Below are 16,892 nucleotides of genomic sequence, written 5' to 3' on the forward strand. Positions count from 1 at the left end.
TGGTTAAACTAGTTAATATTAGTGTTTAAGAAGGTTATCGCTCACCAAAGGCGCGACTGATATTTGTAAATATCGGCTTCCACAGATATTGGAACACTGTTTTTTCGCCAGTAGTGATGTCTACTTCTCCGGTCATACCGGGTAACAACGCGAACTTCTCTGGATCATCTCTAAAGTAGGGCTTCTCAACGGCAATGGTGACTTCGTAGAAGATATTGCCTTTCTCATCCTTGCTGGTGGTAGGGGAGATGGACTCTACGATACCTTTAAGAGCTCCGAATCGACTGTAGTCGTAGGCGTCGATTTTGACTCTCGCGCTTTGTCCCTCATTAACGAAACCTATATCTCTTGGGGATAGCTGAGCCTTAAAGTCGGCGGTGCCTCCTATTGGAACAATTTCGACCACGGTTCCCCCTGGCTGAATTACAGCACCTACTTTTGTACTCGGTATACTTTGAACTAAGCCTTGTAGTGGTGACGTCAAAACAGTATTAGTCAGTTTCGCTTCTCCAGAGCGAACACGAGCTTCTAGTGCCGAGAGTTCAGAGGCAGCTTTGGAGCGCTGATCGGCTACCTCTACTTTGGCTTCCGCGAGCAACTGGGAGATCTTTTCATCATTAGAATCTGCCTGTTTGATTAGCAGAGCTTTTTTACCCCTCGCTTCTTCAATTTGCTGTTCAATAGAGGCTACTTTTTGCTGCATTTCAAGAACACGAAGTCTTGAAATATTACCGCTTTTTTGTCCTTTTTGAAGTATGCTGAGCTCTTGTTTTGACGCGCTTAACTGTCGTTCGTAAGCTGGAATGGCTTTTTCTGTACTACGTAATTGTTCTGCGATTTGCTCCGCTTCTTTTTCTAGCACTATCCGCTTTTGATAGTAAAGAGCAACTTGCGCGCTGCGCTGAGCTCTCTGCTGTGCAACGAGTTCTGGATATTGGCTTTGGTATAAATCAAAATCAGGCTCGCGCTCGTCAATAAGTGAAGATAATCTTTCTATCGTTAAATTGAGAGAAGCTTGTTGAGCTTTCAATTCCTCCAAGGCTGTTGTTTGGAAGGTCGCATCAAACTCAACCAACACTTGACCCTCTTCGACCATATCGCCTTCTGCGACAGAAATGGTTTTCAATTTGCCACCAATATCACTTTGAATGATCTGACGCTCACCTTCTGGGACGACCGTGCCTTTTGCCTTGGCAATTTCATCAACTTGAGTTACAGCTGACCAAGTACCAAATGCAATCACACACAAGGCGATTGAATAAGTGATTACAGACAATAGCTTCTTGGTCTGTTGTGATTCGATTGCTTCAGCATACTGAGATTTATTCATTGGCAGCGACCTCCATTGTGCTGTCACTATTGTTCTCTTCGTTCAGGGCTCCAAAGTAGGCGACAGCGCCTTGGTTTAAGACGATAACTTTGTCTGCTAGCTTAATTAACTCGGGATCTTGTGAACTGAATAGAATTGTAGAGTGACCTCTTTTTTTATTAAGGAAGGTCTTAAACAGTTCAACAGACTTAGGTGACAAGTCATGAAGAGGGTTATCGAGCAAATAGAGAGGGTAATGAATGGCGAGGGCTTTTGCAGCAATCAACATTCTAGCTTCATAACGTGACAATAAATCGTACATACTGGCAGGCCAGAATTCGGTGAGTTTGGTATCAAGTCCAGCTGGTAATGAGTTAAGCCAATCTTTACCACCTGCTTGCTCAATAGCATGGATAATTTCTGCATCTTGTATCTCTTGTTTATCTGAGAACCATTCACGGATGTTAGTCAGGAGCACTTGAGGATGAGCAGCTTTGTAGAACATCCAATGGCGATAGAGCAATGGCGCGTATTGGCTTAAGTTAATACCATTGATATTAACGACACCGTTTTGCACTGGTTGGAAACTTGCGATAGTGTCGATAAGGCTTGTTTTACCACTGTTAGAGGGCCCTGTAATAGCTATGATTTCTCCTGGCTCTATGACTGCACTTACCCCACTAAGAGCCGGTTTAGCCTGTTTAGCATAGCGGAGAGTAATTTGGTCGAGTTCAATCCGTGGCGGTGAACTTGGCAAAGTATGATGTTGATATCGATATGCTTCTTCCGAATTTAGAGTGAGCGTTCGATTGATCGTCATTTGTGTTTGCTTAAGCTGCTGAAGCCTAAAAGCGCTGTTAGCGAGGGTTTGGGCCGGCCCTGTTACTCGGGAAATCAACATCATGGTTGCGATCAGTCCACCAGCCGACATCACTTGGTTAAAAATCAAATCGATGCCCAAACCAACGACAGCGAGCGTCGAGGTCACGCCTATGGCGTAGTAAATCGATGTGTATTTCGCTTGGTGTACTGTCTGTTTGAAGCCATTCTGAGCGGCTAAGTGGTTTGCTTTATCGAATCGAGACAACCAACCTTCTAGTAGTTGGCCACTACGCATAAAACCGAGGTGGGTAGATAGCTCGGCTATGAGCATTTGGCGGTTGGTTCCTGCAATGGTGGATTGATTGGCTTTTAAAGCTGAATTTTTGATACTACTGCGAGCGACCACGTAATACAGACCGAGGGCGACAATAGGAACGATGACTAGCCACCCACCCAATACAGCGATCGCTATGATGAAAAGCAGGACAAATGGGATATCAAATAGAGCATTTCCTAAAGGACCAGCGAGAACGCCAGCGACTCTGTCCGCAAAACTCAATTGATTAACTTGGCTTTGTTGAGGGGTTGCCTTACAAACGTTATAACTTCCGGTCAGTAGCTTTTTAATGAGCGCATCGGAAATTTCGCGACTTATTCGATTGGCGACAGTGGTTAACGTCTGGCTTCGTAGCACTCTAAGCAACCAAAGCATGAAAAACAGAATGCCTGCACCTATTGCAATTCCCTGTAGTTCGTGGGCTGCATCACCACCAATGACATGATCGTAGATAGACATTGTGATGAGAGGAATCGCCAGTGCGAATAAGTTAGAAAACAAACTCGCTAACGCAACTTTTGGGACCACCGCTTTGTAAGCGTCCAACCTTGTGCCCATCCAGTTGGGGTCGGGTTTATCAGGAGGTGAGCCCTCTAGTAAGATCGCGATGCTGAATTGTTTTAAATCTTGTGATGAAAAAGGGGTGTCATTGGTTACTTCGAATAAGACTTGGTCCTTGGGTTGAGCGATTATCAGTTGTTGGTCGGTGACCAAAACTGCCACTTTATAGGATTTAATATGAAGCTGTTGCTGTGCATTGACGATTCGATAAGGCACATTGAGTCGGTCAAGCATACTCAAATAGTCTTCTAAGTTATCGAGGCCATTTTCTTCTACCCATTGATGAGCGAACACATCGACGTTGCTGTTCACTTCAAGTGCTCTGAGTGACAACAATGAGGCTGTTTCAATATTATTCATTGTTCTCTCCTTTCTCAAAGCTCGCATCTAGCTGCAATAAGATCGTGTTGTCACATATAGAGGTAAAAGTGTGATTAAAACTGACTAGAAATATGGTTCGGCCGTTGTTCGCTTCTGTTTGGATGATTTCTGCTAACTTAGGCCAAGTATCTATGTCTAAGTCCAATTCAGGTAAATCAATACAAATAATGGAGGTAGGGCGAGCGAGCTGAAAACAAATGTTGATTAAGCGGATACTGCTGTGGCTTAACGGTATAGTCGGAAGATCCCCCAGTTTGGTTTCGAAACCATCCGGTAGCTGAGTTAGCACGTCATATAAGCCTAATGACTTGCTGTATGCTAAGGCGCGTTCAGAAAGCTCGGGTTTATACCCACATAAGTTGTCTAAAATAGAGCCTTGAAGAATTGAAGAACGAGACCCTATGTAAGAGCTCGAATATTGGCGCGACAAAGCAGAAGTTGTGTCGGTATCTAACAAGAACTGACCGGCATGCTCCTGATTAGCCCCTCCTATTGTAGTGAGAAAGTGGCTAGCTGCTTCCTTATCGGGACAGGTGATTTGACAGATTGAGCCTGAAGAAATACTGGCATTAATTACATAGGTTTTTGAGAAGCGCTTTATTGCTAGATTGTTCATATGTAGTGATGAAAAAGATGGTAAAGCAGCGCTTATGCTCTGGTCTTGAGGTGAGAGTTTTAATAACGCATTTACGCTTTGTATGGCGGTTTGCATATTAGCATAACGAATATTCAAACTAGTCAGTGCGCTAAGTGGCGCTACCGCTCGGCCAGCCAAGATGGAACAAGCAGCAAGCCCACCAGTTGTTAGTTCTCCAGAAAGAACATGGGAGGCACCGGCTATGACTAAAATAACGGAGGTTCCCAAGGAGGCTAGATAGATGCATTCTTGAGCGAAGGCGTTCTTTCGTTCGTCTTCTGAATGAGTAAGTCGATGTTCCTGATTAATACCCTTATAAGCTGCATACGTCTTATATTCATTTGCCTGACGTTTGATACCAAGAATGTTACGGTTGAGATTGAGTACAAACCCCGCTCTTGCATCCTCGGTAATAGCATGCGCTAAGCTTCGTTGTTTTGCTCTTCTACCTGATAGCCAGACGAAGCTGAATGTAATAGCCCAAACGACAATAGGTACCGCTACCAAGCTGCCGCCAACGTAGTACACTAAAGATAGGAACAGCAGCGCAAAAGGAATATCTATCAGCCCAGATAGGAGACCTCCTGAATAGAGGTCTTTGATTTTTGCGATAGCTTCTAACCCGTTCTGAACGCCTCCCACTTTTAGCTGCTTAATCTCTTTGATGGGGGATGTTGCCAGCGCTCTGACTGTTTCAGCGTAACGTTGCTGTTCAAGCATAGAAGATTCTGCAGCCAGCACCCTAGAGCGGATGTATCGAAGCAAGGCGTCAAGTAAAACCGCTATTGTAGCGCCAGCTAGTAACAACGTTGCCGTGCCGTAACTTTGGTTTGGGATAATGCGGTCATAAATCTGTAGTACCGTTAAAGGAACGGCAAGAGAGAGAATATTAATAAGCACTGATGGTAGCAGCACTTTTTTAATGCCCTGAGTACCTGAGGAGAATGTTGTGTCCATACCTAGCTCATTTCTTATCCATATGTTTTAAGACTCGGACAAAAGCAGCGATATTTCAAATAGTAAGAAAGGAAAAATTCACAATATATCGAGGTTTAGTGTTTGACAGCTATTGCTAGGAATAGCGTGCTTGAAAGCAATATCTAGTTCATAACAGTGTTTGCGTAGGGAGGTTAAGTTATATAGATACGAAACTATCCATTAGGAAAGTTCTAATAATATAAGTGTTAATTATTTGTAACTGAGGTGTCATAATTTGAATGCATCATAGCGGCCACAATAGTTATAACGGCCAATTTAATGGCCTTTTCTTTAATAGAAAGGAAGTCAAAGTGAAGCATTTTATTCGAACTCCAGATCAAAGAGCGCTCGACCAAGAACCAGAATTCAATCGATTTGTTGAAGCTGCTATGTCGCGTCGTCGTTTTCTAAAAGCAACGGGGGCAGCTGGAACGGCTGGCTTTTTTGCTGCGAGTCCTATTGGTCAGGCTGTTGCTAACACTATGCCAAGCAAATCGCAGTTAATTGGCTTTGATGCTATTCCTATTTCAACAACCGATACGGTTGAAGTACCACAAGGTTATCAGGCAGATGTATTGATCTCTTGGGGTGACGCTATCAAAAAAGGTGCACCAGAGTTTAGCCAATCGAATAATGCGCAGGCGCAGGAACTTCAATTTGGTGACAACAATGACGGTATGACGTTTTTCTTAATTTCCAACGACAGAGCTGTTCTTGTTGTGAATAACGAGTACACCAACAACGAGTACCTTTATGAACATCAAGGTAATAATATTTCAGCAGATGATGCTAGAAAAGCACAGGCAGCACACGGGGTGTCGGTTGTTGAGTTAGAAAAGAACAATGGCAAGTGGCAAGTGAATGTAGATGGCCGCCTAAACCGTCGAATCACGGCGTACACAGAAATGGAAATGACGGGTATTGCTGCCGGTCATGAACTGCTTAAAACCAATGCTGATAAGTCGGGTAAGAAGATACTCGGTACGTTTAATAACTGCGCTAATGGGCAAACGCCGTGGGGGACTTACCTAACTTGCGAAGAGAACTTTAATGGCTATTTCGCTAATACTTCGGGGAGTGAATTAGGCGACCGCTATAAGCGTTATGGTCTGGGTAATAAAGACAGAGGGTATGACTGGTATAAGTATGATACGCGTTTTGATATGGCTAAAGACCCTAACGAACCGCATCGTCATGGTTGGGTTGTTGAAGTTGATCCGATGAATCCTAATGCAACCCCAAAAAAGCGTAGTGCTCTTGGCCGCTTCAAACACGAAAATGCGGCGTTGACGATCAATGATGATGGCCATGTTGTGGTGTATTTAGGTGATGATGAACGTGGTGAGCATTTATATAAGTTCATATCCAAGAACAAATACGTAGCAGGTGCAGATTCTAATCGTGATCTCCTTGAAGAAGGAACATTATACGTCGCTAAATTCACAGGTACAGAAGGTGAATTGAACGGTACTGGTGAGTGGTTGGAGCTAACATGGGGCAAGAATGGCCTAACTCCTGAAAACGGCTTCCCTGATGCGGCTTCAGTGATGATCTTCGCTCGAGAGGCCGCTACACAAGTTGGTGCGACGACAATGGACCGCCCTGAATGGGTAGCCGTACATCCGGACAATCAGTCGGTATTTTGTACTTTGACCAACAATAAACATCGTGGTGTTAAAGAGTCGCAGCCACTGAACACGGTAAACCCAAGAGAAAAGAATCCATATGGTCACATTGTTCGTTGGAGGCCGACGAAAGGTGATCACTCTGCAGGAACGTTTAACTGGGATATTTATGTACTTGCGGGCAATCCCGAAGTACACGAAGCTGGTTTGATGGCTGGCAGTGACAACATCAATAAGGACAACATGTTCAATAGCCCTGATGGAATTGGTTTTGACCGCGCTGGTAGGTTATGGATTCAAACCGATGGTAAATACTCAAACAAGGGGGACTTTGCAGGTATGGGCAACAACCAAATGCTTTGTAGTGACCCACAAACGGGTGAAATCCGCCGTTTCCTGACCGGGCCAATAGCCTGTGAGATTACTGGGTTAACCTTCTCTCCAGACTATAAGACAATGTTTGTTGGTGTGCAGCACCCAGGCGAAGATCTTGCTCCATCACATTTCCCTGAAGGTGGTAAGTCGATACCACGTTCATCTGTAATGATGATTACGCGCACAGATGGCGGCATCATCGGGGCCTAATAAGGACCTCAAAAACTAAAAGAGACTCTATGCGAGTCTCTTTTACTATTCACTAGAGAGAAGAAGGAGCCGCTCCGTATTCATTGTCATGATCACTCTTGAAAATGAAAAAGATGACTAAAATTAGAGCACCTAACAAGGGAATCAAGTAGAGGAATAACCACCAACCACTCCGACCTGTATCATGCAGTCGTCGGCACCCCACTGCCAAGGTCGGTACTAGTACGGCTAAAGAATAAAACGTACCAAATAGCCCGAATTGCTCATTACCGGCACCAACAATTCTATCGATGATGTTGAACAGTAAGGCAATGACAAAGCTGACTAAAACGTAACTCCAGTACTGCCTCCGTGTCGCTCGTCCATTGAAGTTCGCATAGTTGTTCTTTAAGACATCGATGTAGTTATTCAGCATAAACACTCTTTGGTTTATCAGGATGCTTGGAACTTAGAGTCTAGTTTCTCCATCAACACTTCGCGCTTAAAAGGTTTTGGTAAATAGTCATCCATGCCGCTTTGATAGCATTTTTGAATATCGTCATCGAGCACTGAGGCCGTTAGCGCAATAATATGAGTTTGCTTAAGAGCTTTCTTAGCTTCGAACTCGCGAATCGCTTTAGTTGCTTCAAAACCATCAAGCACAGGCATCATACAATCCATAAGTATAAGTCCAATACTCGAATAGTCACGTTGATAAATCTCAATCGCTTCTTGGCCGTTATTAGCGATAACAAAGCTGATGGATAGCTTCTTCAAATTTAAACCAACGATTTGTTGGTTTACTTTATTATCTTCAACAACCAGAATTCTAAAGGTTCTCTTTGGTTTTGAATTAGTATCATTGTCGCCAGTCAATTCTGAAGGAGTTTCGGTCTTCTTAAGGTTGCGCAGGCTGTTGATCAATCTGTTACCAAATAGTGGCGATGTTAAAAACGCAGAAACCTTTAAGTTATTGGCATCAGCAGCTTCTTTGTTGTCGCGCAATAGGACAATATTATGCTCTTCGAATTGTGATTGAACTGAGGAGAAGTTGGCGTTGCTATCAAGAATAATGATCGTATCAGTGGTGAGTTCCAACGTGTTGATGTCTGAGACAGCGGAGTGCGCGAATTTCACCCCGTAACGCTCAAGTTCCGAAAGCAACAGTGTATTTGGAGAGTCTGTGAAGTATTGAACACATAGTGACGGTTCATCACTGACACTATGGCTGTCGCGGCTGAATTTGAGGTCAAAGTAAAAGTGACAGCCTTTTCCTTTAATTGATTCAAGATGAATGTTGCCACCCATCATTTCCACCATCTTTGCGCAAATAGCCAAGCCTAAACCGGTGCCGCCATAGTCTTTCGAGGTATCGGCATCTTCCTGTTTAAACTCTTCAAAAATGTGCTTCTGATTTTTCTCATCAATGCCTATCCCTGTGTCCTGGATGGAAAAGCCAATGGTGACACTGTCTTCTGTCTGAGCTCTCAACTTTAGAGAGAATTCGATGCTGCCTGTTTCAGTAAACTTAATCGCATTGGAAGCTAAATTCATTAATGTTTGGCGAACTTTTTGTTCGTCGGCTTTCACATAGTCAGGGATATCTGGATCGATATCGATGAGAATATCGAGTTGTTTCTGCTGTGCTTTGGGTGCGATTAGTGCCGCAGTATCAAAGATAGTCTCTTTTATTGCTGTCGTGTGAGGACAAATCTCTAAATGCCCGGATTCGATTTTTGAAAGATCGAGTATATCGTTAATCAGCATGAGTAAGGTCTGGGACGATGCATTGATGGTCGTCAGGTAATCTTTTTGGATGGCACTAAGCTTGGAATCTCCGAGGATCTCAGTCATACCTAAAATACCGTTAAGTGGCGTACGAATCTCATGAGACATATTTGCCAGAAATGCGCTCTTAGCTCGATTCGCTTGTTTCTCTTGTTCTCGAGCATCAATCAGTTTTTTCTCTAGGGTAGAGGTTTGTCTAACAACATAAAGTAGGATGAGAACAATGGCAGTGATAAGCGAAATTGTAGCAAGAGATTGATGATTTTGATGTTTACCGATTTCGCTGTTTATCTGTTTTGGTAAGACATTAAACAGGGTATTCAGTTTGCCTTCCAGCTTATGAATGGTGGTTCTAAGTTCACCAAGTTGTCCTTCTTGATAGGAGTAACCAAAATTCTCGTACGCGCTTTGCAGCGCATAAAAAGCAAGTCGGAACTGCTGAAATCTATATAGGAGTTCGTATGAGGAGTTCTGAGCGCTTATCTCTGATTGCATTTGAACGAGGGTTCGTTCAATTCTTGGTAGAACAGTAGGGTCAAACTCGGCGAAGAACTGATACATCAAATCTTTGGTTGTTAGAGCAATATAATCAAGTGGTGTCGAATTGGCTTGAATCAAGGCATATTCAAATGCGAGTGCCTTCTGCTTTAAATTATCAATAAGGCCGGGTTCACCTTCTGAACCATGAATAAGTAACACGATATCAGCCAATAAGTAGAAGCGTTGAACATAGTCATCGACATGTGATAGGGCCAACTGACCATCGTAATCTGTGTTAAGTCCAGAATTTATAATGGTTGCATTTATCGAACCTAATTCCTCTAGAATGTTTTGATAATCCGTTTCCATTTTCTGTAGATAGATTTGGTCGACTCTATCAACAAAATCTTTTTCGTGACGACGCATCATTAGCATGTTGTTTGATGCGGTAAGAATGCTCTTTTGAAGCGAAATCAATTGGTTTTTGGTGCTATCAACAGAATGTTGTGTATAGAAAAATAAGGCTAAGAAACTAAGAATGGCAAACGCACCCAAAATGAGGGTCTTTCGAATAGCCTGAGTGGGAGAGGTGTTGGTGTTGCTCATCAATCCATGTCCTTATGGTACGACGTTTTTGCAAAGCGTAGTGTAACTCAAAACCAGCGTAACAAAAATGAAACAAAAAAGGATAGAGTTAGTTCTCACACGCTTAATTTTGGTAGAACAGAGTCAATGCTTTGTAGCAACTTGTATTTTTGTGTATGTATGAAGCAACGGTATAAGGTTGAGGAATAAGATTTCATTAGTGCAAAGATGATTGGATATATTATCTGGCAGTGTTTTAATTTTGTATGAAATAAAATATATAGAGGATTATCCTGTATATTTTGTTGGTGAGTGATTGCTTGATAAAATGGCGAATACTTGTCTGTATTTACAATGATTTCGTGATGAAAATTTCCCGCCCAAATCTGTGGCATGATGGGTAAAAACGCAACACTTAAGGGAATCCATGAAATTTTCACATTTAGCCCGAGTGGGCTTTATCCTTTTCTCTGCTAGCCACGCCTCTTTGCTTATTGCACAAACATCAGAGGGCTCATCATGGTATCGAGACATTGCTATTTCTCCGAACGGTGATCAGATTGCATTTACTTACAGTGGCCAAGTCTGGGTAGCTAACGCAAAGGGTGGCGATGCGGTTCCGCTTACAAGTGAGACGGTTTATAGCTCAAATCCTGTATGGTCTCCTGACGGACAGTCGTTAGCATACCAATCTAACCAGTATGGTCGGGGAGATGTGTTTGTTTTGAACATGAACACTCATAAATCTCGACGGTTAACTTTCCACGGTAGCGAGGATATCCCATATTCCTTTAGTGCCGATGGTAGCCAAGTCTTATTTCAATCTTTTAGGATTGGTAATGGTGATAGTGAATTAAATAACGGATTCTTTGGTCGTTCATACAGACTTTACGCAGTTCCTGCAAAGGGTGGTCGAGAGCAGGTTTTGTTAGAAAATTCAGTGAGCAGTTATTCGGTCTCTCATGATGGTAGTCAGGCTTTGTATACTGATTTGCCTTCTTATACCGAACAACAGTGGCGCAAAGGAGCTCAATCAGATGCAGCAAGAGATATCTGGAAATATGATGCTAAAAGTCACAAACACACACAATTAACAACGTTTAGAGGTGAAGATCGCAATGCAGTTTGGTCTGAGGATGACCAGTCCATGTATTTCTTATCTGAACGTTCAGGCAGTTTTAACATCTGGAAGCAATCTTTGACTGAGCCTGAAGGTGATGCTGTTGCCGTAACTCATCATCAAAAGTTACCCGTTAGGTTTTTGTCGATTAGCACCCAAGGTGATTTAGCTTACGGGTTTGACGGTGGTATTTGGCTTAAGAGGAAAGGCGATAAGGCAGCTCATGAAGTTGACATCAAAATACGTAAAGCGCGCAGTGATAGCAGTACTAGCAACGTGAATTTGGCTTATGAGATTACTGAACTAGCGGTATCACCAACAGCTCCGGAAGTCGCCGTCGTAGCTCGAGGGGAGGTATTTGTCATCTCTACGTTGACCGGAGAGGCTCGTCGATTGACGAATACCCCACAAGCAGAAAGAGACATTTCGTTCGCGAGTGATGGAATGACATTACTTTATGGCTCTGAGCGAGCAGGGAATTGGGATTTATTTGCGAGTCATATAGGCGATCACGATAAGAGCTTTCTTACGGCAAGTCAGATAACAGAACAGCAACTCACGGATACGCCGGTAGATGAGACCCAACCTGTGTTGTCTCATGATGACACACGCATCGCATACAGAGAATCAAGAAATACGTTAAAAGTAATGACTATTGAAGATGGCGCCATAACGACACTTCTTAATAGTCAATCTATGTATTCCTACGAGGACTCAGATTGGCGCTATCAGTGGTCGCCAGATGATCAGTATATTGTATCTCGTGATGGTAGTACGTTAAGTGCTAATAATATTGTTCTACTTGATAGCAAAGGCGAGAACAAACCCATCACATTGAGCTACAGCGGATTTGTTCAATTTGCACCAAAGTTCTCTGATGATGGTCAGGTTGTTTACTGGACTTCAGACAAAGACGGACTGACAGAACTGGATGGCAGTACCGTAAATGGTGACGTATATGCGGTCACTCTAAATAAAAAAACAGAAGCAAACTTGGGTCTATCTCAAGACCAAGCGTGGTTAGCTGAGCAAGAAGAACATGCTTCTGCTCCAAACAATAAAACTCTGATTGATGTCAACGACCTTCAAGATAGAATCCACCGCTTAACGCCTTATTCTATGTCAGTTTTGGCGAGTTACCTTTCTCCCGACAACACTGAAATGGTTGTTGCCAATCAACGCGGCGATGATATCGAATTTGTGCACCTGAATCTTTTAACAGGGGATCATGAAGTGATGTTCACACGCTCCGAGGATGACATCCAAGCCATGACGGTAACGCCTGACAGAACGATGTTGATGCTCATTGGTCATGGACAACTAGAGAAAATCGATTTAGCTAATGGCGATAGTGAGGACGTTCATTTTAGCTTGGATGCAGAATATGACTTTGCGAAAGAAACACAGTATATATTTGACCATGTATGGCGCTTGACCAAGACAAAATTCTACGACAAGAACTTACATGGAGTTGACTGGGATTGGTATAGAGAGGCGTATGCAAAACATTTATCAAGCATACATAATTATAATGACTTTGCTCAGTTGTTAAGTGAGTTGGCTGGTGAGTTGAACGCCTCACACACTGGTTCTACGTATAGGATGCATCCTGGTAGTTGGGAGTCGCCAGCATCACTTGGCATTATTTACGATGATAAATATCAAGGGAAAGGTGCAAGAGTTCGTAGCGTTCTACTAGGAGGGCCAGCAGATCTACCGAATAACCCGATTAAATCAGGTAGCATTATTTACTCGGTGAACGGGGTAGATGTTCAACCTGGCAAGGATATTTATCCATTGCTTAATAACCTAGAAGGTAAAGTAACTCGACTGTCTGTTCTTACTCCTGGGAATAAGAAAACGATATCCGTAGCCGTTAAGCCTGTCTCGTTATCTGACGAAGCGAAACTCTCGTATAAACGTTGGGTAACGGAGCGTGAAGTACTTACCAATAAGTTATCAAATGGGCGTCTGGGCTATATCCATATTCCTGAGATGGGTAACGATTCATACCGTCAGCTAGTCAACAAATTGTTCGGTCGATATCGAGATAAAGAAGCAGTTGTTATTGATGTCCGATACAATGTCGGAGGGAACCTACATGATCAAATAATGAATCTATTATCTGGTGTGAGACACAGTTCCGCGGTATCGAGAGATGGCTATTCAGCAGGCTCATTTCCACTTCGCCGTTGGGCAAAACCTAGCATAATGTTAGCGAATGCATCGAGTTACTCAGATGGTTCAGTTGTACCTTACTTTTATCAGAAAGAGGGAATTGGAAAACTAGTGGGTGAACGTGTACCAGGAACGGGAACCTACGTGCTTTGGGAAAACCAGCAAGAAACATTATTGGAATATGGTGTACCGCAACTTGGCTTCAAAAATGATCAGGGTAAGTGGTTCGAGAACAATGAGGTGAAGCCTAATATCTTGGTTTATAACTCACCTGACGACGTCGCTTCTGACAGAGACCGCCAACTAAGCGTTGCTGTTAAGGAGTTACTGGCAAAGCTGAACTAAGATAGGCAGCTACATATAAGTGTTTAGCTTTGAAGGCCCTTGGACTTTAAGTTCAGGGGCCTTTTCTATGGAAGAAGGTAAACATGTTATTGTGCAAGGTATTAATGTTAAAGCGCTGTGAGAGTTTGTGAAAAAGATCACGTCTTAATGAAAAGCACCAAAATAATGTGTATTGCATCAGTATGGTGCTTTGGCTATATATATCTACATCAGACCATTTACATTTGATGATATTTAAGCTTTAGCTCTAAATAAATATCTCATATCTTTCAGTGATCTATATTATTCAATCTAAGAATAATGTGATGGAAATTATCAATTGTAATTAAATGTTATTGATAGATACCAATCATTATTTTGGTGCATGGCTAGTCTTTATTAATACTACTATAAAATTAAAGTTGTTGTTATTTAAAGGCTTGGTGAGGATTTGGTTCTGGGTTTTGCTTCAGGAAAAAAGGGGAATAAAATGTAATTTAGTGATTTCATGATTGTGATCAGTATCTAAGTAATACTCCGTGCAACGATTAAAGGGTGGTTAAATATTAAGATTTCATTAATTTAATATCCATAAGTCAAAGCGTAACAAAAGCTCAGTAATATCAATAATAAAGTCAGTCATCATAATAAATGCGCAAGTTAGGACGTCAGAATTTAGTTTGTTTACATCAATAGCTAAATGCTAGTTGCTAGGAATGGAGTCATTAATGAAGAAGCTCGCAATAATCACCGGTTCAAAAGGCGGAATTGGTTCCGCAATATCATCTGCAATTGTCGATAAAGGATATCGTCTGATTGCTACCTATAACACAGGTAACTATTCATGCGCTAAGGAATGGTTCGACAGCAAGGGTTTCACAGAAGACCAAGTAAGGCTGTTTGAACTGGATGTTACGAATACTGAGGAGTGTAACGAAAAGCTAAATCAACTTCAGCAAGAAGAAGGGACATTTGATCTGGTCGTAAACAATGCCGGTATTACGAGGGATGGCCAGTTTAAGAAAATGAAGGCTGAAGCGTGGTTTGATGTCATCAACACTAATCTGAATAGTGTTTATAACGTGACGCAACCTCTTTTCGCGGCTATGTGTGAAAAAGGTAATGGCCGTGTCATCAATATCTCATCGGTAAATGGTCAAAAAGGGCAGTTTGGCCAAGCGAATTACGCTGCAGCAAAAGCTGGAATGATTGGCTTTACCAAAGCGCTTGCTTCAGAAGGTGCTAGATCTGGAGTTACAGCAAATGTTGTTGCACCTGGTTATACAGGCACGCCTATGGTTGAGGCCATGCGTGAAGACGTTCTCGATTCCATTAAAAGCACCATTCCACTGAAACGCCTAGCAAAACCAGAAGAAGTTGCCGCCACGGTAGCATTTTTGGCAAGTGAAGAGGCCGCTTACATCACAGGTGAAACGGTTGCCATCAATGGCGGCCTATACATGGCGTAATCAAGGGAACAGATAATGGAAAAAGTTTTTATTGTTGCAGCAAAGCGTTCAGCAATCGGTAGTTTTGGTGGCAGCTTACAGAACGTTACTGCTGGAAAACTTGCATCGGAAGTAATTGCTGGTGCGGTCGATGCCTGCGGTATAACTGTTAACGACATAGATGAAGTGATTGTCGGTAACGTTGTGAGTGCAAATCAAGGCATGGGGGTAGGACGACAAGCTTCTATCTATGCAGGTATTCCAGCGGAAGTTCCAGCTTATACGCTAAACATGGTATGTGGTAGCGGAATGAAAACGCTCATGGACGCCGCATCACATATCAAATCAGGCGAGGCAGAAGTTGTTGTCGCTGCTGGTGTTGAGATTATGTCGCAGATCCCGTTTGCTATGCCAGCGTCGGCACGTTCAGGCCATAAAATGGGGGATATCACTGCAAAGGATCTTCTCGTTTCAGATGGACTCACCGATGTCTTTAATGCTTACCACATGGGCGTGACCGCTGAAAACATCGCTAAGGAAGTCGATATTTCTCGTGACGATCAAGATGCGTATGCCCTACAAAGTCAACAAAAAGCGGCCGCAGCCATTGAAGCAGGGAAGTTTATAGATGAAATTCAACCCGTTGAGGTGAAAATTCGACGTCAAAGCGTCGAATTTTCGACCGATGAATACCCCAAACTAGACGCGACCATGCAAGGCTTATCTAAGTTAAGGCCTGCATTTGATAGAGAAGGTACAGTGACGGCGGGTAATGCGTCGGGCATTAATGATGGTGCTAGCGCTTTGGTTGTGGCTTCCGAGTCGGCGGTTGAACGCTTAGGGTTGACACCATTATGTGAAGTCGTTAACTGTGCTCAAACTGGTATTGACCCGCAAGTAATGGGACTTGGCCCAGTTCAAGCGGTGACTAAAGTGCTTAGTAAAGCTGACTTAACCATAGAAAACGTGGATGTGTTTGAGCTTAACGAAGCGTTTGCGGCCCAAGCGTTAGGGGTTATACGCAACTTAGCATCGCAGCATGGTGTGTCTGCGGAGTCTATTTTACAAAAAGCTAATCCAAATGGTGGTGCTATTGCCCTAGGACATCCATTAGGAGCGTCTGGTAATAGAATTATTGTCACTCTTATTCATGAAATGTTACGCGAACAAAAGAATATCGGCGTTGCATCTTTATGTGTGGGTGGTGGTATGGGAACAGCAGTACTTTTGAAAAACTGCAAGTCTTAAAAAAACGTAATTGTTAATAGCTCATTACAGTGTTGTCGGATTCCCAAATATTAATGGGATAGTTATATAAAATTGGAATATATTTCCTAGGAGAAATAATCATGTACACGGATATCTTTAAAGTTTTCAATGAACAGTCAGAAAAAACGTTTGAACCATATGCAAAATTCAACAAATTGATGACGAAAAATGTAGAGACTCTAACTGAACTGCAACTTAATGCCATGCGTTCGTACAGTGAGCTTGGTTTAAGCCAAATGAAAGCGGCCTCCGAAATTAAAGACGTGTCATCATTTGCTGTTTTTAATAGCCAACAACTTAATACACTGTCTCGCCTATCTCAACAAATGATGGATGACAGTAATAAGCTCCAACAAGTTGCGAAAGAATTCAAAGAAGATATTGAAGCTCTAACAACTGAAACAGTAAAAGCTAACACGCCAGCTTAATGATTCAGTTTTTTTATTAGGGTTGCGGGGGCACTCGTTCCCGCAGCCTTTTTTGTTT

At 42.7% G+C, this 16,892-nt stretch carries 10 protein-coding genes; 5 read left to right on the top strand and 5 right to left on the bottom strand.

Annotation, left to right across the window (positions count from 1 at the left end; all coding sequences use genetic code 11):
• Positions 1 to 34: 34 nt before the first annotated feature.
• Genes VME0621_RS17985 through VME0621_RS17995 form a run of 3 tightly spaced genes read right to left on the bottom strand, consistent with a single transcriptional unit; the run spans position 35 to position 5,004 of the window.
• Positions 35 to 1,330 carry an HlyD family type I secretion periplasmic adaptor subunit gene (locus VME0621_RS17985; RefSeq protein WP_062463672.1) on the bottom strand — a complete coding sequence of 432 codons (1,296 nt, stop codon included), beginning with the start codon at positions 1,328 to 1,330 and terminating at the stop codon, positions 35 to 37.
• Positions 1,323 to 3,389: an ABC transporter transmembrane domain-containing protein gene (locus tag VME0621_RS17990; RefSeq protein ID WP_062463669.1), complete on the bottom strand. Its 2,067-nt coding sequence runs from the start codon at positions 3,387 to 3,389 to the stop codon at positions 1,323 to 1,325. Before VME0621_RS17990 ends, VME0621_RS17985 begins: the two co-directional genes overlap by 8 nt.
• Positions 3,382 to 5,004, bottom strand: a complete 1,623-nt coding sequence (locus VME0621_RS17995) for an ABC transporter transmembrane domain-containing protein (RefSeq protein ID WP_062463666.1) — start codon at positions 5,002 to 5,004, stop codon at positions 3,382 to 3,384. The genes VME0621_RS17990 and VME0621_RS17995 overlap by 8 nt, the downstream gene beginning before the upstream one ends.
• 410 nt (positions 5,005 to 5,414) lie before the next feature.
• Between VME0621_RS17995 and VME0621_RS18000 the strand changes: the two genes are divergently transcribed.
• Positions 5,415 to 7,235, top strand: coding sequence for a PhoX family protein (locus tag VME0621_RS18000; protein WP_172427902.1), 1,821 nt, complete (start codon positions 5,415 to 5,417; stop codon positions 7,233 to 7,235).
• 52 nt (positions 7,236 to 7,287) lie between these two features.
• On the opposite strand, the gene VME0621_RS18005 is transcribed toward VME0621_RS18000, so the two are convergent.
• Positions 7,288 to 7,650 carry a DUF805 domain-containing protein gene (locus VME0621_RS18005; RefSeq protein ID WP_062463660.1) on the bottom strand — a complete coding sequence of 121 codons (363 nt, stop codon included), beginning with the start codon at positions 7,648 to 7,650 and terminating at the stop codon, positions 7,288 to 7,290.
• Positions 7,651 to 7,667: 17 nt separating this feature from the next.
• Positions 7,668 to 10,088, bottom strand: coding sequence for a hybrid sensor histidine kinase/response regulator (locus VME0621_RS18010; protein WP_062463657.1), 2,421 nt, complete (start codon positions 10,086 to 10,088; stop codon positions 7,668 to 7,670).
• Positions 10,089 to 10,494: 406 nt separating this feature from the next.
• Here VME0621_RS18010 and VME0621_RS18015 point away from each other — a divergent pair, with 406 nt between their 5' ends.
• The 4 genes from VME0621_RS18015 to VME0621_RS18030 all read left to right on the top strand — a co-directional run bounded on the left by VME0621_RS18015 (position 10,495) and on the right by VME0621_RS18030 (position 16,834).
• Entirely contained in the window at positions 10,495 to 13,710 is a 3,216-nt protein-coding gene (locus VME0621_RS18015; protein ID WP_062463654.1) for a S41 family peptidase, read from the top strand.
• Between the two features lie 707 nt (positions 13,711 to 14,417).
• Positions 14,418 to 15,158, top strand: a complete 741-nt coding sequence (locus tag VME0621_RS18020) for an SDR family oxidoreductase (protein WP_006072390.1) — start codon at positions 14,418 to 14,420, stop codon at positions 15,156 to 15,158.
• A 15-nt stretch (positions 15,159 to 15,173) separates the two neighbouring features.
• Complete coding sequence (locus VME0621_RS18025) at positions 15,174 to 16,385, top strand: acetyl-CoA C-acetyltransferase (RefSeq protein WP_006072393.1); 1,212 nt, start codon at positions 15,174 to 15,176, stop codon at positions 16,383 to 16,385.
• A gap of 101 nt (positions 16,386 to 16,486) precedes the next feature.
• Complete coding sequence (locus VME0621_RS18030) at positions 16,487 to 16,834, top strand: phasin family protein (RefSeq protein WP_006072396.1); 348 nt, start codon at positions 16,487 to 16,489, stop codon at positions 16,832 to 16,834.
• The last annotated feature ends 58 nt before the right edge of the window (positions 16,835 to 16,892 follow it).

Source organism: Vibrio mediterranei (assembly GCF_900088415.1).
In the GTDB taxonomy this organism is placed as follows: Bacteria; Pseudomonadota; Gammaproteobacteria; order Enterobacterales; family Vibrionaceae; genus Vibrio; species Vibrio mediterranei.

What these genes read in the sequence shown, in the direction of transcription:
- VME0621_RS17985 (WP_062463672.1), bottom strand. Translation starts at nt 1,330, where the DNA reads ATGAATAAATCTCAGTATGCTGAAGCAATCGAATCACAACAGACCAAG.
- VME0621_RS17990 (WP_062463669.1), bottom strand. Translation starts at nt 3,389, where the DNA reads ATGAATAATATTGAAACAGCCTCATTGTTGTCACTCAGAGCACTTGAA.
- VME0621_RS17995 (WP_062463666.1), bottom strand. Translation starts at nt 5,004, where the DNA reads ATGGACACAACATTCTCCTCAGGTACTCAGGGCATTAAAAAAGTGCTG.
- VME0621_RS18000 (WP_172427902.1), top strand. Translation starts at nt 5,415, where the DNA reads ATGTCGCGTCGTCGTTTTCTAAAAGCAACGGGGGCAGCTGGAACGGCT.
- VME0621_RS18005 (WP_062463660.1), bottom strand. Translation starts at nt 7,650, where the DNA reads ATGCTGAATAACTACATCGATGTCTTAAAGAACAACTATGCGAACTTC.
- VME0621_RS18010 (WP_062463657.1), bottom strand. Translation starts at nt 10,088, where the DNA reads ATGAGCAACACCAACACCTCTCCCACTCAGGCTATTCGAAAGACCCTC.
- VME0621_RS18015 (WP_062463654.1), top strand. Translation starts at nt 10,495, where the DNA reads ATGAAATTTTCACATTTAGCCCGAGTGGGCTTTATCCTTTTCTCTGCT.
- VME0621_RS18020 (WP_006072390.1), top strand. Translation starts at nt 14,418, where the DNA reads ATGAAGAAGCTCGCAATAATCACCGGTTCAAAAGGCGGAATTGGTTCC.
- VME0621_RS18025 (WP_006072393.1), top strand. Translation starts at nt 15,174, where the DNA reads ATGGAAAAAGTTTTTATTGTTGCAGCAAAGCGTTCAGCAATCGGTAGT.
- VME0621_RS18030 (WP_006072396.1), top strand. Translation starts at nt 16,487, where the DNA reads ATGTACACGGATATCTTTAAAGTTTTCAATGAACAGTCAGAAAAAACG.